Here is a 25,560-nt window from a genome sequence, read left to right as displayed (position 1 = left end):
GAAGCCCGAGTGAACCACGAAGAGTTACTGACAAGCGTCAAGTTCCTCCCCGGGTAACCCCGGGTAGATGGCGTACTCGATCGGATCCGGTGCCGACTGGGAGCTCGACTTCTCCGCGTCGGAACTGACGGGTGCGCTAGGAGATTCGGTTACGGTGTTGCCGCTGCTCGTCGCGCTGGCCGCGACGACCAGCGTTTCGCTTCCCCACGTCCTCGTCGGCTTCGGCGTCTTCCAGATCGTCTGGGGGGTGTACTACGGGATGCCGCTCTCGGTCGAGCCGATGAAGGCCCTGATCGGGCTGGCGATCGTCGGCTCCCTCTCGTATCCCGAACTCGCCGCAGCCGGGCTGCTCGCGGGGGTCGTGTTGCTCGTCGTCGGTCGGCTCGGGCTCGTCGGCCACCTCCAGCGGGTCGTTGGCGAACCCGTTATTCGAGGGATCCAGTTCGCCGTCGCCCTGCTGTTGCTCGAGTCGGCCGTCGGCCTCTCGCTCGAGAGCCTCCCCGTTGCCGCGGCCGGGCTCGCCGTCGTCGGCGTCCTCGCCGTCGTCGGCTACCGCCAGTCCAGCGTCCTCGTCGTCCTGGCGCTTGGCGCCGTCGCGGCCGTCGCGACCGCTGGCGTCCCGACCCCGCGCTTCCCGGAGCTCGCGCTCTTTCCCGCCGGTGAGCCCGCGTTCACGACCGCGGCCCTCGAGGGTACCGTCGCCCAGCTGGGGATGACGATCGGCAACGCGGCGATCGCGACCGCCCTGCTCTGTGGCGACCTCTACGATCGGGACGTCCGTGCCGACGACCTCTCCCAGAGCATGGGCGTCACCTGCCTCGCCGCGGTCCCGATCGGCGGCGTCCCGATGTGTCACGGCAGCGGCGGCCTCGCGGGCAAGTACGCCTTCGGCGCCCGAACCGGCGGGGCGAACGTCCTGCTCGGGATCGGCTACCTCGCGCTCGCGCTGGTCGCCGCCGGCGCCGTCCTCGCCGCGTTCCCGCTGGCGCTGCTCGGAGTCCTGCTGGTCGTCGTCGCCCTCGAGCTCGGCCGTGCGGCGTTCGCTCCCGTCGAGGACGGACGGGCGCTCGCGCTGGTCGTCGGCGTCGGGATCGTCGGCCTGGCGGTCAACGTCGGCATCGCGTTCGTCCTCGGGACCGTCGTCTTCTGGCTGCTCGCCCGCGAGGAGTGATCGAACCGAATCCGTCTGCCGCCAGCATGCGGGCGACCTTTCCGCTCGGCGGTCGAACGCTTCCCTATGACCGCAAGCTGGGAGGACCTGTTCGAGCGCGCGAGCGAGTACGACGTCGACGGCGAGGACGTCCGCAAGACGTACGACGCGCGGACGGAGGGCGAGGAATGAGCGAGCGCCGCGACGAACCCGATCCGAGCCGCGTCGTCGCCGATCCGGCCGTCCTCGCGGCCGACCTGCTGGTCGGGGGCGACGCCAGCGAGGCGCTCGATCACGTCCGCCGCCACTCCTGGGTCGAGCTCGTCGCGAGCGACGAGCTGCTCGCGGCGACCGAGGACGTCGTCGCGGCGCTCGCGGACGAAGACCTCGCCGCGGCCCACCGGGAGCGACTCGAGGCCGACCGCGTCGCGGTCGACCAGCCCGAGGACGACCACCCCGCGCTGGCCTCCGCGTACCAGGGGGAGGCCGCACACCTCCTCTCGTACGACGATCGGCTGAACTCCGCGAAGGCGGGGCTCTCGCTCCAGCCGCGGGTCTCGGTCAGCGTCCGTCCGCCGGACGCGTTCGCGACCCTGTTCGACCCCGAGAGCCTCTACGAGGCGACCGTCGGCGGCGAGTACCCGGGACCGGACCGGGACCCGCGAGCATAGCGGGCGCCGAACCGCGTCAGTCGGGGCTCTCCTCGGCACCGACGTTTTCGTGGCTCTCGAAGGAGGCGGGATCGGGCTCGATGTTCGCGAACTGAACCGCCCGGACCCCCAGCGTCTCGACGCGCTCGCGGAGGTCCTCGTCGGCCAGCTCGCGGTCCTCGAACCGTCGGTGGGCGTTCGGCACCGCGGCCTGGTGGGGCAACACCCACGCGTCGAGGGCCCGACAGACGACCCGCAGGTGATCGAGTGCGCCTACCGGGAAGCTGCCGCCCGAGACGGCCAGCAGGCCGACGGTCTTGTTCTCGAACTCGTCGAACCCGCAGTAGTCGAGCGCGGTCTTCAGCACGGAGGAGTACGAGCCGTGGTACATCGGCGTCCCCAGCAGGACGGAATCGGCCTCCCGGATCCGGCGCGCGAGTTCCGGGGCGTCGCCGGCCTCGTCCTCGTCGGCGTCGAACAGCGGGAGCTCGAGCTCCCGGAGGTCGATCAGTTCGGTGGTCGCGCCGCTCGATTCGGCCGCGTCCAGGGCGTGGCGAGGCGCTGGCCGGGTGTAGCTCTCCTCGCGGAGACTCCCGACGACGGCAACGACGTGAACCGCATCGTCAGTCATACCTGGCGTTCGTCCGGGCGGGTTAAAATACTCCGCTCGGCGCCGTCCTCGAGAACGTTCGTCCGTCGCCTGTGAGCGTGAGGGTCGCGAGCCCCGCCGTCGCTATCGGCCGGCGTACCAGTCCGCGAACGCAGCTAGCGCTCGGCCGCGGTGGGAGATGGCGTTTTTCTCGTCGGTGTCCATCTCCGCGAACGTCCGGCCGTTGTACTCGAAGATCGGGTCGTAGCCGAACCCGCCGTCGCCCCGCGGCGCGACGAGCGTACCCGCGACCGATCCCTCGAAGGTCTCGGTTCGCTCCCCGTCAGCGTAAGCCAGCACCGTCCGGAATCGGGCGCGTTTGCTCTCTTCCTCGCTGGCGAGTCGCCAGAGCCGTTCGATCCCGACGGTGTCTTCGACGTAGGCGGAGTACGGCCCCGGGAATCCCCCGAGCGCGTCGACGAACAGCCCCGTGTCGTCGACCAGTACCGGCTCCTCGTTGCCAAGTGCCGCGTATGCCTCCTCGGCCCCGGTGACGACGATCTCCTCGAGCGAATCGCTTTGCAGCTCCGCATAGTCGTACTCGACCTGCTCGACGGTGTCGATCCCCTCGAGGTAGTCCTGTGCTTCCGTGACTTTCCCCTCGTTGCTCGTGACGAACCGAACGGTCATACACGAACCCGCGTCCACCGGCGTCAAAGCGTCGTCGGTTGCGCTTCGTCCGCCGTCCTCGCGGGGCCGCGACCCTCCCACGGCACGGTCGGCCGCCACAGCAACACTTTCGTCGGTGTACTGATTTACTCGGAGTGTGAGTAATACTGACATCGTCCGGCTCGGCGTAGTCGGACTCGGATTCATGGGACAGACCCACGCGACCAACGCCGAAACCCTCGGCCACGAGGTCGTCGCGGGCGCCGACCTCGTCGCCTCGACCCGCGAGGAGTTTGCCGCCGCCTACGACGCCGCGACCTACGAGGCGTTCGAGGAGATGTACGAGAGCGAGGAGCTCGACGCGGTCGCGGTCTCGACGCCCAACGCCTTCCACGAGCCCGCAGTGGTCGCCGCACTCGAGCGTGACTACGACGTCTTCTGTGAGAAACCGCTCGCAAGCGACCTCGAGAGCGCCGAGCGCATCGCCGACGCGGCCGCGCAGTCGGACGGGTTCTGTATGGTCAACTTCCACAACCGCGTCTCGACCGCAACGGAGGTGTTCAAGGACCGCCAGGCGGAGGGCTTCTTCGGCGACGTCACCCACGTCGACGCGAACTACGTTCGGCGACGGGGGATCCCCGGCGTCGGCTCCTGGTTCACGAACCGCGAGCTCTCCGGCGGCGGCGCCGTCGTCGACATCGGCGTCCACGCGATCGACTACGCGCTGTACCTGATGGGCTACCCCGAGGTCGAGGAGGTCTTCGCGGTCACGCGCACGGAGTTCGGCCACCGCGAGGACTACGTCGACCCCGGCGACTGGTACGACGAGACCGAGGAGGCCGTCTTCGACGTCGAGGACTCGGCGACGGCGATGCTCCGGTGTGCGGACGATCGGACGATCTCGCTCGAGGTCACGTGGGCGGCCAACCAGGCTGAGACGAACGACTTCGTCGTCCGCGGCACCGAGGCGGGGGCGGCGCTCGAGCTCGGCGGCGAGGAGCTGACGCTGTACCAGGCGGGCAAGCAGGGCACCGATCACCTGGTCGACTCTACGCTGACGAGTGGCTCTCTCGATCGGACGGGCTGGGAGGGCAGCGACGAGCGGTTCCTCGAGGCCGTGCGAACGGGGGAGCCGCCGGCGCTAAACGGGGTCGAACAGGGGCTGACGGTCCAGCGCGTGATCGACGCGATCTACCGCTCCGCCGAAGCGGGGACGTCGGTGTCAGTCGAGTAGCGGAGGTCGTTCGAACCCCATCGAACGATCAGCGCTGTGAGTCCCGCAGGATCAGCGGTCCGATCGCGAGGGTCCGCTTCGCGGCCGTCGCGACCCGCATGATGTAGGACGTCAGCAGGAAAAACGGCACGAGCGTGATCGTAAAGGTGATCGCGACGAGCCACAGCAGCGTCTCGATCCCGAGAATCGTCCCGGTAAACGTCGTCACGTCGACGAACGTCAGCATCATCCCCGAGACCAGCAGCGCCGGAATCGCCGCGTAGAGGATGAACCGCGAGAGGTTGATCAGCTCCCACTGGAAGTACAGCGTCTTGATGTGTTCCCGGGCGGGTCCGAACATCGCGAAGGAAGTCCGCAGATCCTCGAAGGCGTCGCGCTGTTCCTCGGTGATGTCGTCCTCGTAGTCGGCGATCAAGCGTTCGATCTGGAAGATCTTCCAGGAGTAGTTGTAGTCCATCGAGGCGTAGACGACGTCGAACGTACCGAATTTGGCGCCGTCGAGCTCCTCGCGAACGGTTTCGGCGTTGCCCGTGATACTGTCGACGAACTCGGAGACCTCGTCTCTGAGGTCGTCGTTGTCTGTCGACTCCATGACCTCGTCGAGGGTTTCGGCGCGCTCCTGGGTCGCGTCAACGATCTCTCGGAGAAACGCCGACGGATCGGCCGGCGCCGGTTTGGCGGTCAGCTCCTTGACATAACTCCGGAAGTCCATCGTCTCGCTCATCCGGGCTCGTTGCTCGCCGAGCGGGCCGTTTTCCTGGGAGATGATCAGCTGGCTGATGGTGACGACGAGGGTGACGCCGGTGATCAGCGCGCCGATCATCTGTGCGTACAGCGACTCGATCACGCCCCGGTCCTGAAGCAGGTCAGAGAGCGTCGGATCCAGCAGGCTCCCGAGCATGAACAGCACGAAAAATCCGACCGCAAGTACGGCGGTGACGAGCTGTCGGTTCGCACCGACGATCAGCCAGAGCTTGAGCTTGCTTTCGTCGGCCCGCTCGCGCATCGTGTCCCCGGTGCTGACATCGTCGTCGCTTTCACTCATCGCTACTCCTGTCTGCCGGTCGTTTGAACACGAGGTACTTGGTGCCGCCGCCGGTGTACTCGATCGTACTGACGAGCTCCCAGCCCTCCCGGCCGTACTCGTTGAGTAGCTCCTCGGGATCGCTCGCTTCCTCCATCGTCGCTGCGCGGGGCGGTCGCGCCGTCTCGTACTCCCAGACGGTTCCCCGTTCCGTCGCCATACTTCTATATCGTGGATTCGCCGAAAAAGGGTTCGCGTTGCCACTCCGTGGTCGACGACCCGAAAACCGATCCGCGGGCACAGTGCCCGGACCCGAACGCCGTTACTCGTCGTCGACGATGACCTCGACGGGCTCGTCCTCCTCGGTCCCGTCGGCGCCCTCGGTCTTGCCCTGCTCTTGCTGCCAGAGGAGCAGTCCGGCGACCGCCACGACGATCCACGAACGCCAGTTCGCGAGGTTCAGCGTGTACCCGACGCCGAACGGCTTCTCGACGAGCATCCCCTCGCCGGGCTGCCAGTACGCCGAGAGCATCCGACCCATGCTCGGCCGGTCGAAGTTGTACGGTACGCCGAAAACCTCTCCGGAGGTTGGCTTGTCTGCCATGCGCGACCGAACGTCGTCCACGATTAAGAGTATTGTGTGCGCAGCCTGCGATGAAACCGTGAGCCGGCGCGGTCCTCGGATCGTCTCCGCTGGTCGACGGCCCGGACTCGCTCGCCGACCGCTTCGCGACCGCAACCTCGAGCAGTGGCGACACAGCTAACTGAATTCGTGCCAACAACTACCGTATGAAGCGGAACGTCGGCGGTCTCGACCGCATCGTCCGTGGCGTGCTCGGCATCTGGCTGGTCGTCGTCGCGGCCGCGGCCTACCGGGACGGCGCCCGCGAACGCGCGGCGATCGCGGGCATCGCCGGGCTCGGCCTGCTCCAGAACGCCGTGACGTGTTTCTGTGGCGGGAACTACCTGTTCGGAATCGATACGACGGCCGATTCCGACGGCCGGAACTGACCGCGGCCGTCACTCGACGTACCGTCCGCGCCCCTCGACGTCCTCGAGACGATCGAGGACGTGCCCCTCGCCGACCTCGCGGTACCCCTCGCGCAGGGCCCTCCGCAGCGGTTCGGGATCGGCGGCGGTGCCGACGAGGCTCTGGTCGAAGACGTGCAGGTCCATCGCGTAGTCCTCGACGTGGTCGGTGTGGTAGCCGAGCCCGAAGTCGATGAGGTAGGTACGGTCCGCGCCGAGCCTGACGTTTCGGGTCGTCGGATCGCCGTGGACGAACCCGGCCCGGTGGAGCCGAGCGAGGTGGCCCGCGACCTCACGGACCCGAGACGGTGACAGCGATGTCCGGAGGTCCTCGTGGCCGACGTACTCGAGTTCGAGCCGGGCCTCGCGCCCGTCGACGTCCGAGAGCACCGGTGTCGGCACCCCTTCCCGTCGGGCGAGACTCGTCAGCCGGGCCTCGCTGCGGGTCCGCTCCGTGCGGAGCCGCTCGTCGAGCTCGGGGTGGCGGTAGCTCTTGGGCTCGCGGCGTTTGGTCACGCGACCCGCCTCGGGCTCGAGGTCGACGAGCGCCTCGGCACCCTGAACGGGACCCTCCTCGCGGCCGAGCGTCAGGTTGGCGTCGTCGGCTCTCCAGGAGACTGGCACCTGGTCCGGCCGAAAGTCCGGATTCACCCGCGAGTCCTCGATCGCCAGGGTGTCGCCGGCGTTGTACATCTTCGCGCCCAGCACGGCGATCATCCCCGCGTTGTCCCGCAGGAACCGGGCCTCGGGCGCGTGGAAGCTGGCGCCCCGCTGGTCGCACATCTCCGCGAGCATCTCCCGAAGGCGAGCGTTCTGGCCGACACCACCGCCCAGCACGAGTTCGTCGCTGCCGGTCAGCGACAGCGCCCGCTCGGAGACCTCCGTGAGCATCCCGAAGATATTCTCCTGGAGCGAGTAGCAGACGTCCTCGACGGACACGCCACCCTCGTCGGAGGCCTGCTTGGCCGCGCTCATGATCCCCGAAAACGAGAAGTCCATCCCTTTGACGACGTAGGGGAGGTCGACGTACTCGCCGTCCTCGGCCGCGTCCTCGACCTTCGGGCCGCCCGGGTGTGACCAGCCGACGTGGCGGGTGAACTTGTCGATCGCGTTGCCGACGCCGGTGTCCATCGTCTCGCCCAGTACGCGGTAGCGGCCGTTCCGATACGCGAGCAGGTGGGCGTTCGCACCGCTGGCGTTCAGACAGACCGGCGACGAAAAGCCCGAGGTGTGGCGCCCGATCTCGAGGTGGGCGACCATGTGGTTGACCCCGACCAGCGGCACGTCCAGCGACTGGGCCAGCGCCCGCGCGGCGGTGCCGACGATCCGCAGGCAGGGACCGAGTCCGGGGCCTCGAGAGAAGGCGACGCAGTCGACGGGCGGTTCGTCGGCGGGACCATCGTCGCTCTCCCGAGCGCGATCGAGGACGGTCTCGACGACGCGGGGGATCGCGTCGTGCATGTGCTCGGCGGCCTCGCGGGGGTGGATGCCGCCGCTTTCGGGCTGGTAGGCGTCGCTCTCGATGACGACCTCGTCGGTCGCTGCGTCGTAGACGGCCGCGCTGGCGGCCCAGGCGGTGCCCTCGATGCCGAGGACGCGGGTGTGAGAACTCACGACTGGATGATCGGTGTCAGTTCGGAACGCAGTACGGGTGCGGGCGAGGCGGTGCGGGTCCGCGTTCGCTCACGGCCGCTGGCCGTTCGCGTACTCCGATGCCCCTCGCTCCGCTCGGTGCACCGCGTCTCGCTCACGAGTCACTTCGTTCCCCGTTCGCATATTTCGAGGGATCTCGCTGTGCTCGATCCCTCGCTACTCCCACTCGGTGTAACTGCACTTCCCGCAGTGCAGTCGGTCACCGTGGTCCGCAAGGAAGCTGTCGCCACAGCGGGGACACTGCTCTCGATCGGTGGTGCCGTCGTCGCCGTAGAGCTCGTGTCGTGCCATCTTAGGCCTCCTCCGCTTCGGCCTCGGCGTCGGCCTCGTCGGCGCCGATCTTGTTGCGCTCGAGCATGTGGTCCTGCTCGACGTCGCGGGCGTGGTCGGCCGTCTCGTAGACCTTCGCCTGGCCGACGGTCTTTCGCATCCCGAACTTCGTGTCGAGCTTGCGAACGACGACTTCGTCGGCGTCCTTGTTCATCTTCGCCGCGAGACTGTCCCGAACCTGCAGTCGCTCGGGAGTCGCGTCCTCGTGGGACAGCTCGAAGGTCACGTCCGTTCGGTGCAACATGGGGTTCTCCTCTTCGGAGATGATGTCGACGTCCATGATATCACTCAGTTACGCTAGTATCCCCGTGTAGCGCCTAAAAGGATTTCGAAGCGCCCGATGCTCGCCGTCGACGCTCCGGTATCGCCGGGCGAGCCCGCAAGCTCCGTCCTCGGCCGTCGTACCGCCGGACCCGAGGACGTGATCCGTTCGGTCCCGACGTTCCCGATCAGAAGACATAGTATACAACTGAGGTGGTCTGGGGCCGACATGCGATCCAGACGGCAGCTTCTCGCTGGACTGTGCGCGACGGCGGGGGTGCTCGTCGGTAGCGCCACGGCTCTCGCCCGCGAGCGCGAGGACGCCGGTGACGGCTGGCCGATGGCTCGGTACGACCCCGCCGGGACGGTGCACGACCCCGACGCCGTGGGTCCGAAAGACGGCGTCGCGGTCGCGTGGCGCAGCGATATCGGCTCCGCGATGCCCCCTCTCTCGGCGCCGATCCTCGTCGGCGGGACGCTGTACGCGGTCGGGTGCCACGACCTGATCGCGCTCGACTCCGACACCGGGGAGGTTCGGTTCACGCGGGGCGAACAGTACTGGTCGAGCCCGACACGTGCCACAGCGCGGACCTACCGGAGCGACGCGCTCGCCGTCAGCGGCCGAGCGGGCGTCCACGGGCTGAGCGCCGACGGTGGCTACGAACTGTTCGGACTGTCGATCGGCACCGAACGCTGGCACAGTCCGGGTTCGGCAACGCGGCGCTGGTCGAGTTCGACGCCACGGGAGCCGTCGCCCGTCGCCGCGGACGGGACGGTGTACACGATCGATCCCGGAACCGATCGTCTTCTCGCTCTGGACGCGAGCACCGCCGCACCAGCGATCGGTTCGAACCCTGATTACGCCCCGAGGACGGCCAGTCCACGCGGCGCCTGCGTCTCGAACGCGCCGGGCCGGCTGACGGGGACGCGCTCCCAGTCGTCCCCGAAGCTCGCGGTCCGGAACAGCCCGCGGTTGGTCGCGGCGTAGACGACGCCGGGCTCGGTCCCGGCGGCGAGCTCCGCCCGGACCACGCCCTCGCCGGTCGGAAGGCCGACGTCCTCGAGTCGTTCCCACGGCTCCCCGCCAGACGTTCGATACACGTACGATTCCGCCGAACTCGCCGTGTGAGCCGAGCCGGCGCCGCTGGCGCTCGAGACCAGCACCGCGTCGGGGTCGCCGGGATCGGGCGCGACGCTCCAGCAGTACCGGTGGTCGAGGCCCTCCTGCGGGTGGTCCCAGCTCTCGCCCCCGTCCGTCGACCGGGCGAAGCCGTCGCCTGCGGCCGAATAGACCAGCCCCTCCCGATCCGAGTGGGTCGCCAGACTGTGGTTGTCCCGGCGCGAGCCCTCGGGCCGTTCCCGCCAGCTCTCGCCGCCGTCGGGACTCAGGACGAACGCTCCCGCCTCGATCCCGACGTAGAGCCGCTCCGGGTCGAAGGGATCGACCTCGAGCCAGCGGACGTGGTGGGTGTGGGGTCTGGGCGGGAAGAACCAGCTGTCGGCCGACGGGAGATCGGTCAGTCCGTCGCGGTGCTCCCAGGAGTCCCCGCCGTCCGTCGAACGGTAGACCCGACTCGGTTCGGTGCCGACGTAGACCACGTCGGGATCGTGGGGGCTGACCGTCACCGCCGTAACGGCGTCGCTCTCGAGGTTCTCGGCGCCGCCGAACCCCGACTCGCGCTCGGGGACGAACTCGGTCTCGACCGACTCGAAGGAATCGCCCCCGTCGGTCGATCGTTGAAGCCCGCCTTCGAAGGTGCCGACGAACACCCGCTCGGGTGCGGCGGGCGAGACCGCCAGCGACTCGAGGTCGTACCCCTCGAGGGCGGTCGTCGTCGTCCACTCCTCGTCGTCGTCCTCACAGACCAGCACACGATCGCGCAACGCGGCGTAGACGGTCGTCATACGCGATCGAAGGGACCCGGAACGCAGAAAGGTTCGGCCGGCACTACGCGATAAGCCAGTACGCGCCAAGTCCAAGCCCGGCGAGGACGACAGAAAGCGCGAGCAATACGCCGTACTTGATCGCGACGTTGCGCCTGTAGTGGCGCTCGCAGACGGCGACGTCCTCGTAGCGCCTGAACGTCATCGTTCGTTCGGCCTCGCGCGGACAGCCGCGCATCTGGCAGTCGTCGGACCCCATACGCTCGCTCGAGTCGCGGCGATCAAATCCGTTCCGTTTCACTTGACCGCGAACGTCTCGGCGGGGATGCCGACGCCGCCCAGCCAGCACTCGAGGGCGAGCAACACGAGCACGAGCCCAACGACCAGCATGACGAGGCCGTTGAACAGCGTCCAGCCGCCGGCGCCGGCGAGCAGCTGGGTGAACCCAAGCGTCGTCGCTCCGAGCGCGAGCACCGCCAGGCCGACGGCGCCGATTCGTGGCCAGCCGACGCTCGCGACCCGCTCGCGGACGCTGGCGACGACCAGCAGACTCCCGGCAACCGCGAGCCAGCCGAACAGCGCCGCCGTCACGGGCGTCGTTCCCGCGAGGACGATGATCCCCAGCGCGAGGACGACCGTGACGACCCCGGCGCCGAGAAAGCCCCGTCGGAGGCGGTCCTTTCGGTCGGTCATTCGTCCGCGAACGTAGGGCGATCGCGCTGGTAACGGTTCCGATCGCGCGCCGACCGTCTCAGTCGTCGCTCGACGCACTCGCCGCGCGGTCCCTCGAAGGTAGGGGGAGCAGGGCTAAATAGTTAATAGAATCTCATATAATAGAATATATATATAGTATTATAATTTATAGATGAACTCTAACCTTAACTTCATGTATAACAGAAGATATATTAGTTAGTACAGAAATATATTACCGTAGACAACAGCTATCGGAGATCGTTTCTGGCGATGAGGGTATTACATTGACTGGAATCGGTACGGTTTCGGCCTCGGGGGATTCCGATGAACCGGGCGGCGTTCGGACAGCCAGAGAGACAAGCGATACCGAGACGAAACGGATTTCCTCCGAAAACCCGACTGACCTCATGTATCAGAACGAGGAAGACTTTGTTAGGCGAGTTGCCGACAATCACGTGAGCGAACCCGATGATCAGCTTGCAGAGCAACTCGGAAAGATCGGTGCGAATTTCGCTCAAGAATCTCCAGGACCCGACATTACCGGCGAAAAGGTTGGACGAATGGATGGAGAGACAGACTCTGCCTATGCGACTGCTAATCACGTGACGGAGATATACAAACTCAACGAACGCTCCCGTAATGACGAAGCAATGTATGTGTCGTGGCATTGGAGCGTTGGATCGGAAGACGGAAACAGTGTCTGGGGTCGTGACCCACGACTGACCACGATGGAAAACCAGATTGTTATAGATGACGGAAACCTCCTGTACTTTACTCCGGATCGAACGATCGAGCGGAGTAGCTCCAACGTAGACATTACGCTCTCCCTCTCCGGACAACACAAAGGCGTTGACGCCGGTGGCAAGGCTTCAACCACCTTTGAGTACGTCACCGACCAAGTCCAGCCAAACATGTCCGAGACCAGTACAATATCCGATAAGTTTATGCTTGAATGGGAGGGACGAAGCACCCGGACCATCCAAATGGAAGGCCTGACGCTATTCGAAGGTGAGAGTGGCTACCAAGTGAGTGCTAACTACTGGGATAGCGGAACCGTCGTATAAGTTGATCATGTCACTATACTCCAGACGGCACGTTCTAGTGGGTGCGGGAATCGCCGTATCGCTCGCCGGCTGTGTCGACAGCGTTCCACTGAACAGCAGCGGCGAAACGTCCTCGGACCTGTCGGTATCGCTCCCCCCGGACGATCGTCTGTCGGCCGAGGAAGTCGTCGAAGCAACTGACGAGTCGGTTGTCGAGTACGGCCACAACGGGTTCTGGGGTCTCGCTGAGTCCCAGCCGGAGCACGAACTCGAAATAACCGCCGGCTGGATGTTCAAGGACCTGTTCGCCGATGACGATATCAACTCCCGGCATATTGCCCTTCTGTACGAGTTTCCCGAGGACGATTTCGAAGGAAAGACGCAGTACTCGCTATGGACGTGGGGACTCGTTGATCCACCCACAGACGAGACGGTGACCGAGCTGGCATTCGAACTCCAGCTTCCCTCGGTACTCCGGATGATCGATCACTCACCGAAAGGAACGTCCGGTGACGACCGAATCCCCGTCGGCTTCGACAATCCTGAGGCAGCTACGGTCGTCGACGGAGCCCCTCAGATTCACTACCGACACTCTCAGGAGAATATCGCGCTCGACGTTGGAGATTCGTCGTTCGGCTGGGGCGGCTCATACCGCGTCGCGGTCGAAACGTCCCGCGTACCACTGTCACTGACCACGGCGACGGTCCTCTCTTCGGAGACGCCAGATGTCGACGTGTTCGAGAACATCGAGTGGACGACCAGTATCCGAATCGAATAGCCCGTCTCGTGGGTTTGGACACGGGCCCACCGTGTGCGTACAGGACGGTCCGTCTCGCTTTTTTCATAACGCCTTTCCAGACATCCCACACATCGTCGCTACAGTTTTTTACGACTCACCCCTCGTCGGCGAGCGGAAGTCACTCGGGGCGCGTACCGGTGTGGACGCAGTTACGATAGGCTGTCTCATACGGTCTACTGTACGTTATTTTCGGTGTGGCCGTGACCACTTCTGCGGTCGCACGGTAAATCGTTACAGCAGTCCGTCTCAGTCGTCGTCCATCGGCGCGGTCACGGGCTCGACGCGCTCGCCGCGAGGACCGTCGAGATCGACTTTCGGGAGCAGATCCCGGAGGTACCGACCCGTGTGGGAGTCCTCGAGGCGGGCGACGTCCTCGGGGGTGCCGGTGGCGACGATCTCGCCGCCGTGTTCGCCGCCCTCGGGACCGAGGTCGACGACGTGGTCGGCGTTCTTGACGAGATCGAGCTCGTGTTCGATGACGACGACCGTGTTGCCCTCGTCGGTCAGCCGGTGGAGGACGTCGATCAGCTTGCGCTCGTCCTCGCTGTGGAGCCCGGTGGTGGGCTCGTCGAGCAGGTACAGCGTCTCGCCGGTGTCTTTCTTGCCCAGTTCCTCGGCGAGCTTGATCCGCTGGGCCTCACCACCCGACAGCGTCGTCGAGGGCTGGCCGAGCGTCATGTAGCCCAGCCCGACGTCTTTCAGCAGCTGGAGCCGACGGCGGATCTGGCTCGAGGACTCGAAGAAGTCGTAGGCCTCCTCGACCTCCATCTCCAGCACGTCGGCGATCGTCTTCCCCTTGTAGGTGACGTCGAGCGTGGCGTCGTTGTAGCGGGCGCCGTCGCACTCCTCGCAGGGGACGTACACGTCCGAGAGGAAGTTCATCTCGATCTTTACTGTTCCCTGTCCGCCACACTCCTCGCAGCGGCCGCCCTTGACGTTGAACGAGAACCGTCCCTTCTCGTAGCCGCGCTGTTTGGCGAGTTTCGTCTGGGCGAACAGCTCGCGGACGTAGTCGAAGACCCCGGTGTAGGTCGCGGGGTTCGAGCGGGGCGTGCGGCCGATCGGCGACTGGTCGATCAGCCGCACCGTCTCGATCTCGTCGATCCCCTCGAGAACGTCGTACTCGCCGGGGATGACGGAAGTGTTGTCGTTCATCTCCCGGGCCAGCCCCTTGTACAGCACGTCGTGCATCAGCGTCGACTTCCCGGAGCCGGAGACGCCCGTGATCGCGGTGAAGTTCCCCAGCGGAAGGTCGACGTCCAGATCGGCGAGGTTGTGCTGGCGGGCCCCCCGGATCGTCAGGGCGCCGTCGGGGTCGCGGCGCTCGTCGGGCACCGGGATCTGCCGGCGGCCCGAGAGGTAGTCGCCGGTGATCGACTCCTCGCAAGCTTTTAGCTCGTCGACGGAGCCGTTGACGACGACGTCGCCGCCCCGCTTCCCGGGACCGGGACCCATGTCGATGACGTTGTCCGCGCGGCGCATCGTCTCCTCGTCGTGCTCGACGACCAGCAGGGTGTTCCCGAGATCGCGCAGCTCCTCCAAGGTGTCGAGCAGCCGGTCGTTGTCCCGCTGGTGGAGCCCGATCGAGGGCTCGTCCAGCACGTACAGCACGCCGACCAGTCCGGAGCCAATCTGGGTCGCCAGTCGAATGCGCTGGCTCTCGCCGCCCGACAGCGTGGCGGCCTCGCGGTCGAGCGTGAGGTACTCGAGCCCGACCTCGCACATGAACCCGAGGCGGGCGCGGATTTCCTTGAGGATCTCCTCGGCGATCACGCGCTCGCGCTCGGTGAGGTCGGCCTCCATCGCGTCGAAGTGATCCCGGGCGTCGCCGATACTCATCGCGTTGATCTCCGTGATCGCGGTGCCGTCGACCAGCACCGCCCGCGAGGCGGCTTTCAGGCGAGTGCCGTCGCAGGCGGGACACTCCGTGGCCGACATGTAGTCCTCGATGTGCTCTCGTGTCGAGTCCGAGTCGGTCTCGAGGTAGCGGCGCTCGAGGTTCGGGATGACCCCCTCGAAGCGCTTCTTCTTTCGCCGAGTACCGTTCTTGGTCTGGCGCTTGAACAGCACCTGTCCGCTCGTGCCGTAGAGGAACGCCTGCTGGATCTCCTCGTCGAGCTCCTCGAACGGCGTCGACAGCGCAACGTCGAAGTGGTCGGCGACCGCGTCGAGCCGGGTCCGGTAGTACGAGCGGTTGTAGCTCCAGGCCTCGAAGACGTGTTTGATCGGTTTCGAGGGATCCTGGACGACCAGGTCCTCGTCGACCTCCTTGGTCTCGCCCAGCCCCTCACACTCGGGGCAGGCGCCGTGGGGCGAGTTAAACGAAAAGGAGCGGGTCTCGATCTCGGGGACGTCGATCCCGCAGTGCGTGCAGGCGAGGTCCTTCGAGAACTCGACGACAAAACGGTCGTCGTCCTCGCCCTCGTCGCCGAGCGCTCCGGTCTGGCGCGACTCCGCGCCCAGGTCGGCGGCGACGTCCTCGGGGGCGTCGGGCAGGATCACCTTCAGGACGCCCTCGGCCTCCTCGAGGGCCGTCTCGACGCTGTCGATGATCCGCGGACGGGCCTCCGTCGAGACCTTCACGCGGTCGACGATCACGTCGATCGTGTGATCGAAGTTCTCGTCGAGTTCGGGATCGTCGAGCGTGAGGTCGTACTCCTCGCCGTCGACCTCGACGCGGGAGTACCCCTCGGAGACGAGCTCCTCGAAGAGGTCCTCGAAGGCGCCTTTCTGGTCGCGGACGACGGGCGCCCCGAGTTTCGCTTTCGTCCCCTCGGGAAGCTCGAGGATGCGCTCGACCATATTCTGGGCCGACTGTTCGCCAACCTCCCGCCCGCACTCGGGACAGTGGGGCGTGCCGACCCGAGCGTAGAGCAGGCGGAGGTAGTCGTGGAGCTCAGTGACGGTCCCCACCGTCGAGCGGGGGTTGTTCGCCGCGTTCTTCTGGTCGATCGAGATCGCCGGGGAGAGTCCCTCGACGGTCTCGACCTGGGGTTTGTCCATCTGTCCCAGGAAGTTCCGGGCGTACGCCGAGAGACTCTCGATGTAGCGTCGCTGCCCCTCAGCGTAGACGGTCTCGAACGCCAGCGAGGACTTCCCTGACCCCGAGAGACCGGTGACGACGGTGAACTCCTCGCGGGGGATCGAGACGTCGAGATCCTCGAGGTTGTGCTCTTCGGCGCCGCGAACCTCGATCGTGTCTCGACTCATAGATCCCTCCGGAAGCGGGCGTGACACGGTGATCGAGCGGACGATCGAATCATTATACCCGAGTCAGGTGTCGGAGCAACTTAACCCGTCTGAAAGCCCAACCAGCAGTGAAACGGTACCGCTTCGCACACCTCGAGGCGAACTGACTTCGGTCGGAAGCCCCTTGGAGGCGGTATGAGCGACGACACCGGTTTCGGTTCGGCCCCGGCGGTCTCGGAGTACGTCGAATACTGTCAGACGCAGGCCGGCCTGTTGTCGGGTCGCGTCGAGACGATGACCGAGGAGGCAAACGAGCTGCTCGACGAGATCGACGAGCAGCTGGCTGAACTGCGCTCGGAGCTCGAGGACCGATCGGGCGACACGCCACGAACCGAACGTCCGCCGTCGGCGACCGGACCGGACGGCGGAACCGACGTCGACGACCTCGAGGCGACGGGCCGCGACCTCGAGGAGAAACAGACGCTAGTCGACGCCAAACAGGCCCGGATACAGGCGTTTCAGGAGCTCTCGGCGGGCTACACCGAGCTGGCTGCAGACCTCCAGACGGAGGTCGAGGACGCCGAGGAAGCGCTGACCCGGATCGTCGAGTTCGAGGCCGAGGCCGACGCACCGGCGTACTTCGACGAGCGCGAGACCCTGTGTGAGGTCGCCCTGGAGGCCGACGGGGAGTGAGCTTATGAACCGAGCGCCCGAACGCTCCCGTATGTCGCCGACGACCCACAGCTGCACCTGTGGTGCGACGCTGCGGTTCAGACAGGACATGATCGAGGACCGAAGCGGGGTGCGCCGGAGCTGGCGGTGCAAGGACTGTAACACACCGATTCCGAACGTCGTCGCCGAGCGTCTCAGCCACCAGCATCCGTCCTGAGTCGCTCGAGCCAGCGGTCACTCTCGGGCTCTCGAGCGCGGAGCAGCCGACCGCGGCCCTAGATGTCGCCCTGCAGGACGATGGTATCGTCGTCGATCCGCTCGACCATGCTCTCGGTGACGAGGTAGTCCTCGTCGTCCTCGCCCTCGACGCCGATCTTCGCGAGCAGGTGTTCGGCGACGCTCGGGTTCGGGTCGACGGCGGCCTCGCCGTTCTCGGCTTTCGCGACGATTCCGAGCTCCTTCCCTTCCGCGTCGATCACTTTCTTCCCGACCTCGTCGTCGGACAGTGTCGCTACCATACTCCCCTGTTTCTCGGGCGGGGGAATAATCGCGGTGCCGTCTCGTGCCTGCCCCGGTGGCTGCATACGCGCCCCCGAGCTATTTCCTCGCGGCGACCGAGTGTTCGACCGACGATACCCATGACTCAGACACTCGAGATCAGCGACGACCTCATGGACCGACTCGAAAGCCACTGCGACGAGGGCCAGTCCCCCGCGGAGCTCGTCGAAGAGCTGGTCTCGATCTACGAGACTGAGGGGACGTTTATGCAGGAAGGATACACCGAGTGATTCGTTCCGGAACCGTTGCTCACCCGGCATCGATCGCACCACTGTCCCCGGGTTCCGTCGTCGGGCCGAGGACGCAACTGCTTGGACAAACTCATTAGGGGGCGAGATAGTTTCAGCAGTATGAACGAGCGCTACGATGTAGTAGTCGCCGGGGCCGGACCAGCCGGCGCCCAGTGTGCTCGCGATCTCGCGAGGCGCGGCCACGACGTCGTCGTCCTCGAGACCGAGTCCGAGGACGAGTTCCCGCGCCAGAGCAACAAGTCCACCGCGGGCACGTTCCACTCCATGATGGCTGCGTTCGGGATCCCCGACGACGTCGTGATGCAGTACACCGACACGGTCGTCCTCGAGTCTCCGACCAACCACTACGTCAAGGACCACTCCGGCGCCGTCCTCGAGTTTGCGGATTTCAAGCGCTACCTCGTCGAAGACGGGCGGGAGAAGGGTGTGGAGTATCGCTTCGACGCGCGAGCGACCGCGCCGATCACGGAGGGCGGAGAGCCCGTCGGCGTCACTTACAACGGCGACGAGGAGGTGTACGCCGACATCGTGATCGACGCGACGGGGCCAGCCGCGCCGCTGGCGAAGAAACTCGGCGTCACCGATCTCGAACGCGAGAACCACGCCATCGGCATCGAGTACGAGCTCGAGGGGATCGAGGTCGACCGTCCCGGATTCGCCGATCTCAACGACGCGATGATGCTCCGGCTGGATCACAACATCGCCCCGGGGGGCTACTCCTGGATCTTCCACACCGGCGAGGACACCGCGAAGGTCGGGCTCTGTTACATCCAAAACGAGTACCACGACCAGCGCGCCAAGGAGAGTTACACCGTCGACGACTACCTCTCTCACTGGCTCGACACCGACCCGCGCTTTCGCAACGCCGAGCGACTCGAGGGGAAACAACACCGTGGATCGGCCCACATTCAGCCGCCGGGACAGATGCACACGGACCGATTCATGGCGATCGGCGACACCGTCCCGACGGTCGATCCGGTCTGGGGCGAGGGGATCCACACCTGCATGAAGTCGGGGCGAGCGGCCGCTGCCGCCGCCGACAGCTGTCTCAAACACGCCAACGTCGAGCCCACCGCCGAGAACCTCTCGATGTACGACTCGCTGTGGCACAAACAGGTGGCCCCGAACGCCACAAAGCGGCTGCTGATGACCCAGCTGCTCTATCTCGCGGACAACGAACGGTACGACGAGTTCATGCGCGACCTCGGCCGGATGGACGAGGAGACGCTGGCGAAGGCCAACGACGGTAACCCGTTGGGGATCGCGAAGCTGCTCGGCGCCGAGGACGTCCCGATGCTCGCACAGTTCGCGAAACGACAGCTCGCCGGCAAGCTACCGTGGTAACCGACTGCGGTCGGTAGCGCCGAGAGACGCTCGATGGACCTGTTCGGCGAACTGCTGCTTGTCTTTGCGGTCGGGCTCGTTACCGGACTCGCGACCGGGCTCGGCGTGCTCCCGTTTTTCGTCCTCGATGAGATCCGGGACCGGTGGCTCGTCGTCCTCTGGGGGCTCGCCGTCGGCATCCTGTTGTCGGCCGCCACGTTCGGACTGCTCGCCGAGGGTGTCGCCGCTGGCGGCGTCGACGCCGTCGCGCTCGGCGCGCTCGCGGGGGTCGGGTTCGTCGCCCTCGCGGACCGCGCTATCGACGGCTACGACCTCGCCCCAAGTGACGTCTCCGACGTCGATCCCCGGACGGTCGTCCTCACCGTCGCGGTGTTGACGATCCACAGCATCCCGGAGGGGATCGCGGTCGGGGTCTCGTTCGTCGATCTCGGAACCGACGGCAGCGTCGAGGTCGCCGGACTCGCGCTCCCCTCGCTGGCGGTGTTCATGGCGATCGCGGTCTCGATTCTGAACGTGCCCGAGGGGTTGGCGATCGCGATCCCGCTGATCGCCTACGGGATGTCGCGGTGGAAGGTCGTCGGCTGGGCCGTCTTCTCGGGGCTGCCACAGCCGATCGGCGCCGTCGCCGCCTACTACTTCGTCACGGTCTTCGAGGGGCTGCTGGCGCTGAGCTTCGGCTTCGCGGCCGGCGCCCTATTCTACCTGATCGTCGTCGAGTTCCTCCCCGCCGGCGTGGCCGCGGGCGCCGATCTCGAGAACCGCGGTCGCGTCGAACTCGCTTCGGGCGCGCTCGTCGGGTTCGTCGCGACGCTGGCGATCATCGCGGCGGTCGAGGGGATCGGAACGGTCTGATCCGGGGACCCAAGGACGTCGCCACCACCGTCAGTTTCCGTCGCCCACCAGCGCCGTCGTCGTCGCGACCGTCGCGAACTCGCCCTCGAGGTGGGCAAGCGCCGTCCGGTGGGTCGTCTCCGCGTCGAAGCGCTCGCCGTCGAACTCGCGGTCGAACGTCGCAGTCGCGTCGGCGACCACGGTGACGTCGAACCCGAGGTTCTCGGCCATCCGGGTCGTCGTCGAGACGCAGTGGTCGGTCGTCAGCCCGGCGACGACGAGCCGTTCGAGCCCGCGTTCGCGGAGCCAGGACTCGAGGCCCGTCCCGACGAACGCGCTGTTGACCGACTTCTCGAAGGTCGGTTCGTCCTCGCGGGGGGCGGTTTCGGGTTTGAACGCAAAGCCCGGGCCGTCACCGCGCAGCGGCGAGTCGGGCTCCGTCGAGTCGTGACGGACGTGGACGACGGGGCGGTCGGCCCCGCGCCAGGCCGACAGCAACTCGGCCGCCCGTTGCTCCGCGTCGGGGTTGTTGCGCCGTCCCCACGCCGGATCGTCGAACCCCTCCTGGAGGTCGACCAACACGAGCACCGCGTCCGCGAGTGTCGCGTCCGTCACGACAACCGCGCCCCCGGCTTCGGGTGTTCCCGGGTGACGGTGATCGGACAGCTGTCGGGCGCCTGCGTCTCGTCGGCCGAGAACAGGTACTGGGGCCACTCGCGGTCGCCCTCGACGCCCCAGTCGCCCAGGTCGGCGTGCGGACAGACGCCGTCGTACCCCTCAAGGCGGTCCTGGATCACGTCGCGGGCCTGCTGGCCGGCCTGCGTGTCGGCGGTCACCCCGAGGTTCTCGAACAGCGCGCGTGGCTGGAACGTGATCTCCAGGCCGATCGGGCAGTAGCGGCTCTTCCGCTGGTCGTAGAAGGGCGCCCGACAGGTCGGAAACATCGGCTCCCCGCCCAGACAGAACTCCCAGTGGCGGTCGTCGGGATCCGTGGGGACGTCCTCGGGCCAGGGCTCGGGATCGTGGCAGTGTAGCGTCTGCAGGATGTGCCACAGCGCGTCGTGGTACTCCCGTTCGGAGAGTGCGTCCTCGGGCGGTTTGAAGAACGTGACCAGCGAGGTCCGCCCCCCGCGCTCGCGGTAGATCTCGAGGTACTCGAGGATCCGATCCCGAAGCGTCAACAGGGCGTCGGCGTCGGACATCGACGGCACCGCCGTGTAGAGCGGCTCACCGTCCCGGACCGACTCTGCACCGAAAAAACAGGGAAACGGGGTTCCGTTTCGCTCGCCGAGCAGTCCCTCCCGAAAGGAGCGCCAGTGAGCGGCGACCCAGTCGGGGGTGTCGCCGTTTCGGACCCGTTCGTCGAGCGTCTCCTGATCCAGCAACGATTGGACGCCGGGCTCGTTCATCACTCGGGTATTGGAGTCGGCGCCAATGTGCGTTTCCCTCCGTCGAGCCGTCGAGCGGCCGAATCCGTTCGGCACGGCTCCCGCTCACGGATCTCGCCGAAGACGGGCGGATCCCCCGGCCGTCACCAGCGCCGACTTCGGGACGTGACGACGTCGACGCCGGGGCTGTAGTAACAGACCGGGGCGGCCGCGGGCGGTTCGAACCCGTTGGCCTCGAAGAGGGTGTTCCGATCGATCGTCATCGTGGCCGGCCGGAGCGACCAGCGGTCGTGGACGATATCGGCGTACCGCAACTCGCCCCGACGCCCCGTCGTGTAGTAGCGGTAGCGTTCGGTGAGAAAGGCCGCGAGCGAGTCGGGGTCGGGAGCGAACGCCTCGCCGACGGGTTCGTACCGTCCCGCGAAGCTCGCGGACGGAGCCCCCGGGTGGCGGCGCTCGCTCTCGAACCGGACGTGTTTCGCTCCCAGCCCCATCTCGATTCGCGCGTTGTAGTACGGCAGGCGGTGAAAGAGCCGGGCTGCGAGGACGCCCAGAACGCCGTCGGCGTCGAGGCTAAAGAAGTACACCCCCGGTGTCCCGTCACAGCGGACGTAGGTTCGAAGGTTGAGTTCGGGGAGTCCGAACCCCAGCCTTGCCGAAGTACCCCGAGGACGGACGACGACGTTTCGAAACGGGACGATCGAGAGCCACGCGCGGCCGTCGTACGTGTCTGGTTCGAGCCCTGCCGGGAGGTGTGCGTCGACGAGTGCGGGAGCGACTGGCCAGTTCGCGAACAGCAGGTGGCGCCACCCCATCGCAACCGGAAGTACCATACCGCGGGTACGGGAGACGCCGCAAAAAAGGGGTCGTGCGATGACGCCTACACGGTCTCGGGGAGCCAGCCGCCGTCGACCTCGACGTTCTCGCCGCTGACGTACCCGCTGTCGGGATCGAGGAAAAACAGCAGCGGAGCGATCAGGTCCTCGAAGGAGGCGGGACGATCCCGCGGGAGCTCCTCGGGGAACTCCTCGGAGTTCTCGACGACGTACGGCGAGATTGCGTTGACCGTGATCCCGTCGTCCTGGGTGTCGGCGGCGAGCATCCGCGTGAACATCAAGACGCCGGCCTTCGCGACGAAGTACGGGAAGTTCTCCGGGCTCACGAGCCCCTTTTCGCTGGAGGCGTAGCCGACGTTGACGATCCGGGCGTACCCGTCCTCGCGCATCGCCGGCAACGCGCGCTTCGTACAGAGATAGGTGCTGTTGAGATTGGTCTCGAGGACGCGGTTCCAGGTGTCGAACTCGAGTGCCTCCCAGTGGGCGGGCGCGAAGTCGCCGACGTTGTTCACGAGCACGTCGACGGCGCCGAGTTCGGCCTCGACGGCACCGAACAGGCCGTCGACGCTCTCGGGGTCGGTGACGTCGCCCTGGACGGTCATCGCGTCGGCGGCGCCGCGCTCGCGGGCCTCGTCGGCGACCTCGCGGGCGGCGTCGGCGCTCGTGTGGTAGTGGACGGCGACGCTCGCGCCGCGGTCGGCGGTCGCGAGCAGCAGTTCGCGGCCGACGCCCCTGGCACTGCCCGTGACCAGCACGATGCGATCCGAGAGATCGGGCTCGTTCATACGCCGTGTCGTCGGGGACGGGCGGGAAAAGCGACCCGAAATCGGCGACCGACGCGCCGGCCCGCGTGGCGTTGCAACTCCTGAATTTAAGCCGACACCGCCACATAGTCGAGGCATGACGCTACAGACGATCCTCCTTGCCGTCGGTCCGGGTGACGCCGATCGGACCGAGGAGCTCGCCGAGACCGTGATCGAGGTCGCAGCGCCCGCGGACGCGACGGTCGTCCTGGCCCACGTTTTCACCCAGGACGAGTACAACGAAGTCCTCGAGAACCTCGAGATGGACGCCGAGAGCGACCAGGTTCGCCCCGATGAGGTCGCCTCCCGCCACTCGACGATCAGGAAGATTCAGCAACGACTCGACGAGGCGGGCATCGACTACGACGTGCGGGGCGACATCGGCGACCACGGGTCGACGATCGTCGAGCTCGCGACGGGCGTCGCCGCGGACCGGGTCGTCGTCGGCGGACGCCGTCGGTCACCGACCGGAAAGGCGGTCTTCGGCTCGACCGCCCAGGAAGTGTTGCTCTCCTCGCCGTGTCCGGTAACCTTCGTCCGCAGCGCCGAGGACGCCGCCGAGGACTGAGCGGAACGCGGTCTCGTCCGGCCGAACAACTGCGTGATCGCGAACACTTAACCGGGCGGGAAGATACCACCCCTCATGGGCATCGATACCGTTTTACTTGCCGTGGGGCCGATGGACACCGTCCGTGCCGACGACCTCGCTGACACCGTCCTCGAGATCGCGGCGCCGCTGGAGGCGACCGTCGTGATCGGTCACGCCTTCACGGCCGCGGAGTACGAGGAGTTCCGCGACAACTTGGGGTTCGAGGACCGCGCCGAGGACGTCGACCCCGACGCGGTCGCGACCCGCCGATCGCCGGTTCCCACCCTCGAGGAGCGACTGTCGGAAGCGGGGGTCGAGACCGAGGTTCAGGGTGCGCTCGGCGACGTGGCCACCGAGGTCGTCGAGATGGCGAGGGCGGTCGACGCGGATCGGCTGGTCGTCGGCGGTCGGCGCCGTTCGCCGGCGGAGAAGGCGGTGCTCGGCTCGGTCTCCCAGGAGATCATTCTCGCTGCGCCCTGCCCGGTCACCTACTACCGGGATCTCGACGTGATGGAGTGATCGGGCCGAAGTCCGGGCCCGAGTACCCGTTTTGACGGCGTTCAGTCCCGTTCGGCCCGCTCCTTCCAGCGTCGTTCCTGGCGTCGCTCCGGGACGTGGCGCCTGCCGTCGGCCAGCTCCCTGCGGACGCGGCTCTCGAGGACGTCCGTCTCGGTCAGCAACGTTTCCTGAAAGTCCTCGAGGACGTCGTACGACCAGCGGTCGCCGTCGACGACGCCGTGGGGGAGCAGCTCGGTTCGGATCGCGTCGGCGAGCGCTTCGTGTCCGCTGGCTCTGAGCAGTATTTCCGCGTCGGCGAGGTGGTCCATCCCGTGGCCCGTCGCGTGGTGGAACTCGAGCAGACAGCCCTGGGCGCGCTGGAGCCACTCGAGACCGAGTTCGACCTCGTGGAGCGCCTCGAGCTCCCGGTCGGTGAGCGCGGCGTCTGGCTGCGGGTCGGGGTCGTGCTCGTCGGTGGCCATACAGCAGTTACGTGGTCACATTCCATACGTGTGGCGCACGGGTCGCTACTCGCACTCGAGTGAAGATACGGGTAGTTAAGTACGCCGACGGCACTCGCTAGGATAGCATGGTCTACTACGCGGGCGTCGATCTCGGCGCGACCAACGTCCGGGCGGCCGTCGCGGACGGGGAGGGAGCGACGATCGGCGTCAGCCGCAACGGGACGCCGCGAGGTCCCACGGGAATCGACGTCACCGAGGGAGTGCTCCGGACGCTTCGCGAGGCGTGTGGTGAGGCGGGCGTCACACCGGGCGAGATCGTCGCGGCGGGGATCGGCTCGATCGGGCCGTTCGACCTCGCCGAAGGGGCGGTGATCGACCCGGCGAACCTTCCCGACTCGATCGATCGCATTCCCCTCACCGGTCCCGTTGCAGAACTTATCGACAGCGACGAGGTCTATCTGCACAACGACACGACCGCGGGCGTCATCGGCGAGCGGTTTCACGCCGACCGCAACCCCGACGACATGGTCTACATCACGGTCTCGTCGGGGATCGGCGCCGGCATCTGCTGTGACGGCCAGATCCTCGCCGGCTGGGACGGCAACGCGGGCGAGGTCGGTCACTGCGTCGTCGACCCCCGCGGCCGACTGACCTGCGGCTGCGGTCACGACGGCCACTGGGAGGCGTACTGCTCGGGGAACGCGATCCCGGACTACGTCCGGCTGCTGGCCGACGACGATCCGACGATCGATACCGAGCTTCCCCTGGAGAGCCCCGACTTCACCGCGAAGGACGTCTTCGAGCTGGCCGGCGAGGACGAGCTCGCCGACTACGCGATCGAGCAGCTCGCCCACTGGAACGCCATCGGCGTCACGAACGTCGTCCAGTCGTTTGCGCCGATCGTCGTCTCCTTCGGCGGGGCCGTCGCCTTACACAACGAGGAGCTGGTCGTCGATCCGATCCGCGAGCGGGTCTCCGCGATGTTGTTGAACAACGTCCCCGAGATCCGGGTCACCGACCACGGCGACGACGTCGTCCTCGAGGGCGCGGTCGCGAGCGCGCTCACGCGAGGAACCGGGGACCGCGAGCGGATGCGAAGCTGAGCGCGTCCGGAGAGCGACCCGGAGGC

At 66.7% G+C, this 25,560-nt stretch carries 32 protein-coding genes; 14 read left to right on the top strand and 18 right to left on the bottom strand.

The window, feature by feature from the left end:
- Window positions 1-67 precede the first annotated feature (67 nt).
- On the top strand, window positions 68-1,171 hold the full coding sequence (locus tag NATOC_RS10350) for a putative sulfate/molybdate transporter (RefSeq protein WP_015321389.1): 1,104 nt from the start codon (window positions 68-70) through the stop codon (window positions 1,169-1,171).
- A gap of 167 nt (window positions 1,172-1,338) precedes the next feature.
- Entirely contained in the window at window positions 1,339-1,821 is a 483-nt protein-coding gene (locus tag NATOC_RS10345) for a DUF7384 family protein (RefSeq protein ID WP_015321387.1), read from the top strand.
- 16 nt (window positions 1,822-1,837) lie between these two features.
- On the opposite strand, the gene NATOC_RS10340 is transcribed toward NATOC_RS10345, so the two are convergent.
- Window positions 1,838-2,431, bottom strand: a complete 594-nt coding sequence (locus tag NATOC_RS10340) for an NADPH-dependent FMN reductase (protein ID WP_015321386.1) — start codon at window positions 2,429-2,431, stop codon at window positions 1,838-1,840.
- A gap of 102 nt (window positions 2,432-2,533) precedes the next feature.
- The gene (locus NATOC_RS10335) at window positions 2,534-3,079 is read right to left on the bottom strand and encodes an XTP/dITP diphosphatase (protein ID WP_015321385.1); all 546 of its coding nucleotides are present in this window, start codon (window positions 3,077-3,079) and stop codon (window positions 2,534-2,536) included.
- A 136-nt stretch (window positions 3,080-3,215) separates the two neighbouring features.
- Here NATOC_RS10335 and NATOC_RS10330 point away from each other — a divergent pair, with 136 nt between their 5' ends.
- A complete protein-coding gene (locus NATOC_RS10330; protein WP_015321384.1) occupies window positions 3,216-4,292 on the top strand; it encodes a Gfo/Idh/MocA family protein in 1,077 nt (358 codons plus the stop codon).
- 28 nt (window positions 4,293-4,320) lie between these two features.
- Here NATOC_RS10330 and NATOC_RS10325 read toward each other — a convergent pair whose 3' ends face one another.
- The 3 genes from NATOC_RS10325 to NATOC_RS10315 form a co-directional block, all read right to left on the bottom strand.
- Window positions 4,321-5,337, bottom strand: coding sequence for a hypothetical protein (locus NATOC_RS10325; protein WP_015321383.1), 1,017 nt, complete (start codon window positions 5,335-5,337; stop codon window positions 4,321-4,323).
- Window positions 5,330-5,536 carry a DUF4177 domain-containing protein gene (locus NATOC_RS10320; RefSeq protein ID WP_015321382.1) on the bottom strand — a complete coding sequence of 69 codons (207 nt, stop codon included), beginning with the start codon at window positions 5,534-5,536 and terminating at the stop codon, window positions 5,330-5,332. The genes NATOC_RS10325 and NATOC_RS10320 overlap by 8 nt, the downstream gene beginning before the upstream one ends.
- 102 nt (window positions 5,537-5,638) lie before the next feature.
- Window positions 5,639-5,920, bottom strand: a complete 282-nt coding sequence (locus tag NATOC_RS10315; protein ID WP_015321381.1) for a DUF5808 domain-containing protein — start codon at window positions 5,918-5,920, stop codon at window positions 5,639-5,641.
- Between the two features lie 185 nt (window positions 5,921-6,105).
- Between NATOC_RS10315 and NATOC_RS10310 the strand changes: the two genes are divergently transcribed.
- Complete coding sequence (locus NATOC_RS10310) at window positions 6,106-6,327, top strand: YgaP family membrane protein (protein WP_015321380.1); 222 nt, start codon at window positions 6,106-6,108, stop codon at window positions 6,325-6,327.
- A gap of 9 nt (window positions 6,328-6,336) precedes the next feature.
- Here NATOC_RS10310 and NATOC_RS10305 read toward each other — a convergent pair whose 3' ends face one another.
- The 6 genes from NATOC_RS10305 to NATOC_RS10280 form a co-directional block, all read right to left on the bottom strand.
- A complete protein-coding gene (locus tag NATOC_RS10305; RefSeq protein ID WP_015321379.1) occupies window positions 6,337-7,959 on the bottom strand; it encodes a bifunctional N(6)-L-threonylcarbamoyladenine synthase/serine/threonine protein kinase in 1,623 nt (540 codons plus the stop codon).
- A gap of 195 nt (window positions 7,960-8,154) precedes the next feature.
- Entirely contained in the window at window positions 8,155-8,289 is a 135-nt protein-coding gene (locus NATOC_RS10300; protein ID WP_015321378.1) for a 30S ribosomal protein S27ae, read from the bottom strand.
- 1 nt (window position 8,290) lies between these two features.
- Window positions 8,291-8,608, bottom strand: coding sequence for a 30S ribosomal protein S24e (locus tag NATOC_RS10295; RefSeq protein WP_015321377.1), 318 nt, complete (start codon window positions 8,606-8,608; stop codon window positions 8,291-8,293).
- Window positions 8,609-9,447: 839 nt separating this feature from the next.
- Window positions 9,448-10,494: a WD40/YVTN/BNR-like repeat-containing protein gene (locus tag NATOC_RS10290; protein ID WP_015321376.1), complete on the bottom strand. Its 1,047-nt coding sequence runs from the start codon at window positions 10,492-10,494 to the stop codon at window positions 9,448-9,450.
- 43 nt (window positions 10,495-10,537) lie between these two features.
- Window positions 10,538-10,732 carry a hypothetical protein gene (locus tag NATOC_RS10285; protein WP_015321375.1) on the bottom strand — a complete coding sequence of 65 codons (195 nt, stop codon included), beginning with the start codon at window positions 10,730-10,732 and terminating at the stop codon, window positions 10,538-10,540.
- 38 nt (window positions 10,733-10,770) lie between these two features.
- Complete coding sequence (locus NATOC_RS10280) at window positions 10,771-11,166, bottom strand: hypothetical protein (RefSeq protein ID WP_015321374.1); 396 nt, start codon at window positions 11,164-11,166, stop codon at window positions 10,771-10,773.
- Window positions 11,167-11,450: 284 nt separating this feature from the next.
- On the opposite strand from NATOC_RS10280, the gene NATOC_RS10275 reads away from it, so the two are divergent.
- Both NATOC_RS10275 and NATOC_RS10270 read left to right on the top strand, forming a co-directional pair.
- Window positions 11,451-12,230: a hypothetical protein gene (locus tag NATOC_RS10275; RefSeq protein WP_157224612.1), complete on the top strand. Its 780-nt coding sequence runs from the start codon at window positions 11,451-11,453 to the stop codon at window positions 12,228-12,230.
- 7 nt (window positions 12,231-12,237) lie between these two features.
- Window positions 12,238-12,987: a hypothetical protein gene (locus NATOC_RS10270; protein ID WP_015321372.1), complete on the top strand. Its 750-nt coding sequence runs from the start codon at window positions 12,238-12,240 to the stop codon at window positions 12,985-12,987.
- Between the two features lie 267 nt (window positions 12,988-13,254).
- Here NATOC_RS10270 and uvrA read toward each other — a convergent pair whose 3' ends face one another.
- Complete coding sequence (uvrA, locus tag NATOC_RS10265) at window positions 13,255-16,218, bottom strand: excinuclease ABC subunit UvrA (protein WP_015321371.1); 2,964 nt, start codon at window positions 16,216-16,218, stop codon at window positions 13,255-13,257.
- Between the two features lie 174 nt (window positions 16,219-16,392).
- On the opposite strand from uvrA, the gene NATOC_RS10260 reads away from it, so the two are divergent.
- Both NATOC_RS10260 and NATOC_RS22345 read left to right on the top strand, forming a co-directional pair.
- Window positions 16,393-16,890: a hypothetical protein gene (locus tag NATOC_RS10260; RefSeq protein ID WP_015321370.1), complete on the top strand. Its 498-nt coding sequence runs from the start codon at window positions 16,393-16,395 to the stop codon at window positions 16,888-16,890.
- Between the two features lie 31 nt (window positions 16,891-16,921).
- Window positions 16,922-17,086, top strand: a complete 165-nt coding sequence (locus tag NATOC_RS22345; protein ID WP_015321369.1) for a hypothetical protein — start codon at window positions 16,922-16,924, stop codon at window positions 17,084-17,086.
- Window positions 17,087-17,144: 58 nt separating this feature from the next.
- On the opposite strand, the gene NATOC_RS10255 is transcribed toward NATOC_RS22345, so the two are convergent.
- Window positions 17,145-17,387 carry a hypothetical protein gene (locus NATOC_RS10255; RefSeq protein ID WP_049888728.1) on the bottom strand — a complete coding sequence of 81 codons (243 nt, stop codon included), beginning with the start codon at window positions 17,385-17,387 and terminating at the stop codon, window positions 17,145-17,147.
- A 120-nt stretch (window positions 17,388-17,507) separates the two neighbouring features.
- On the opposite strand from NATOC_RS10255, the gene NATOC_RS22340 reads away from it, so the two are divergent.
- The 3 genes from NATOC_RS22340 to NATOC_RS10245 all read left to right on the top strand — a co-directional run bounded on the left by NATOC_RS22340 (window position 17,508) and on the right by NATOC_RS10245 (window position 19,874).
- Window positions 17,508-17,657: a DUF7557 family protein gene (locus NATOC_RS22340; RefSeq protein WP_015321367.1), complete on the top strand. Its 150-nt coding sequence runs from the start codon at window positions 17,508-17,510 to the stop codon at window positions 17,655-17,657.
- A gap of 120 nt (window positions 17,658-17,777) precedes the next feature.
- Complete coding sequence (locus NATOC_RS10250; RefSeq protein WP_015321366.1) at window positions 17,778-19,022, top strand: digeranylgeranylglycerophospholipid reductase; 1,245 nt, start codon at window positions 17,778-17,780, stop codon at window positions 19,020-19,022.
- A 33-nt stretch (window positions 19,023-19,055) separates the two neighbouring features.
- Window positions 19,056-19,874: a ZIP family metal transporter gene (locus NATOC_RS10245; protein WP_015321365.1), complete on the top strand. Its 819-nt coding sequence runs from the start codon at window positions 19,056-19,058 to the stop codon at window positions 19,872-19,874.
- Between the two features lie 30 nt (window positions 19,875-19,904).
- On the opposite strand, the gene NATOC_RS10240 is transcribed toward NATOC_RS10245, so the two are convergent.
- The 4 genes from NATOC_RS10240 to NATOC_RS10225 form a co-directional block, all read right to left on the bottom strand.
- Window positions 19,905-20,468, bottom strand: a complete 564-nt coding sequence (locus tag NATOC_RS10240; protein ID WP_015321364.1) for a cysteine hydrolase family protein — start codon at window positions 20,466-20,468, stop codon at window positions 19,905-19,907.
- The gene (locus NATOC_RS10235) at window positions 20,465-21,262 is read right to left on the bottom strand and encodes a YqcI/YcgG family protein (RefSeq protein ID WP_015321363.1); all 798 of its coding nucleotides are present in this window, start codon (window positions 21,260-21,262) and stop codon (window positions 20,465-20,467) included. The genes NATOC_RS10240 and NATOC_RS10235 overlap by 4 nt, the downstream gene beginning before the upstream one ends.
- Before the next feature lie 122 nt (window positions 21,263-21,384).
- Window positions 21,385-22,074, bottom strand: a complete 690-nt coding sequence (locus NATOC_RS10230) for a YqjF family protein (RefSeq protein ID WP_015321362.1) — start codon at window positions 22,072-22,074, stop codon at window positions 21,385-21,387.
- Between the two features lie 47 nt (window positions 22,075-22,121).
- A complete protein-coding gene (locus tag NATOC_RS10225) occupies window positions 22,122-22,862 on the bottom strand; it encodes an SDR family NAD(P)-dependent oxidoreductase (protein ID WP_015321361.1) in 741 nt (246 codons plus the stop codon).
- A 115-nt stretch (window positions 22,863-22,977) separates the two neighbouring features.
- Between NATOC_RS10225 and NATOC_RS10220 the strand changes: the two genes are divergently transcribed.
- Window positions 22,978-23,448, top strand: a complete 471-nt coding sequence (locus NATOC_RS10220; protein WP_015321360.1) for a universal stress protein — start codon at window positions 22,978-22,980, stop codon at window positions 23,446-23,448.
- Between the two features lie 75 nt (window positions 23,449-23,523).
- The gene (locus NATOC_RS10215; RefSeq protein ID WP_015321359.1) at window positions 23,524-23,988 is read left to right on the top strand and encodes a universal stress protein; all 465 of its coding nucleotides are present in this window, start codon (window positions 23,524-23,526) and stop codon (window positions 23,986-23,988) included.
- Between the two features lie 41 nt (window positions 23,989-24,029).
- Here the strand turns inward: NATOC_RS10215 and NATOC_RS10210 are convergent, their stop codons facing one another.
- Window positions 24,030-24,449: a hypothetical protein gene (locus NATOC_RS10210; RefSeq protein WP_015321358.1), complete on the bottom strand. Its 420-nt coding sequence runs from the start codon at window positions 24,447-24,449 to the stop codon at window positions 24,030-24,032.
- Window positions 24,450-24,556: 107 nt separating this feature from the next.
- Between NATOC_RS10210 and NATOC_RS10205 the strand changes: the two genes are divergently transcribed.
- Window positions 24,557-25,534, top strand: coding sequence for an ROK family protein (locus NATOC_RS10205; protein WP_015321357.1), 978 nt, complete (start codon window positions 24,557-24,559; stop codon window positions 25,532-25,534).
- The last annotated feature ends 26 nt before the right edge of the window (window positions 25,535-25,560 follow it).

Source organism: Natronococcus occultus SP4 (assembly GCF_000328685.1).
Classification (GTDB): Archaea; Halobacteriota; Halobacteria; order Halobacteriales; family Natrialbaceae; genus Natronococcus; species Natronococcus occultus.
Note: the sequence above shows the minus strand (reverse complement) of the source record. Positions and strands in the feature narration are given on the sequence as shown.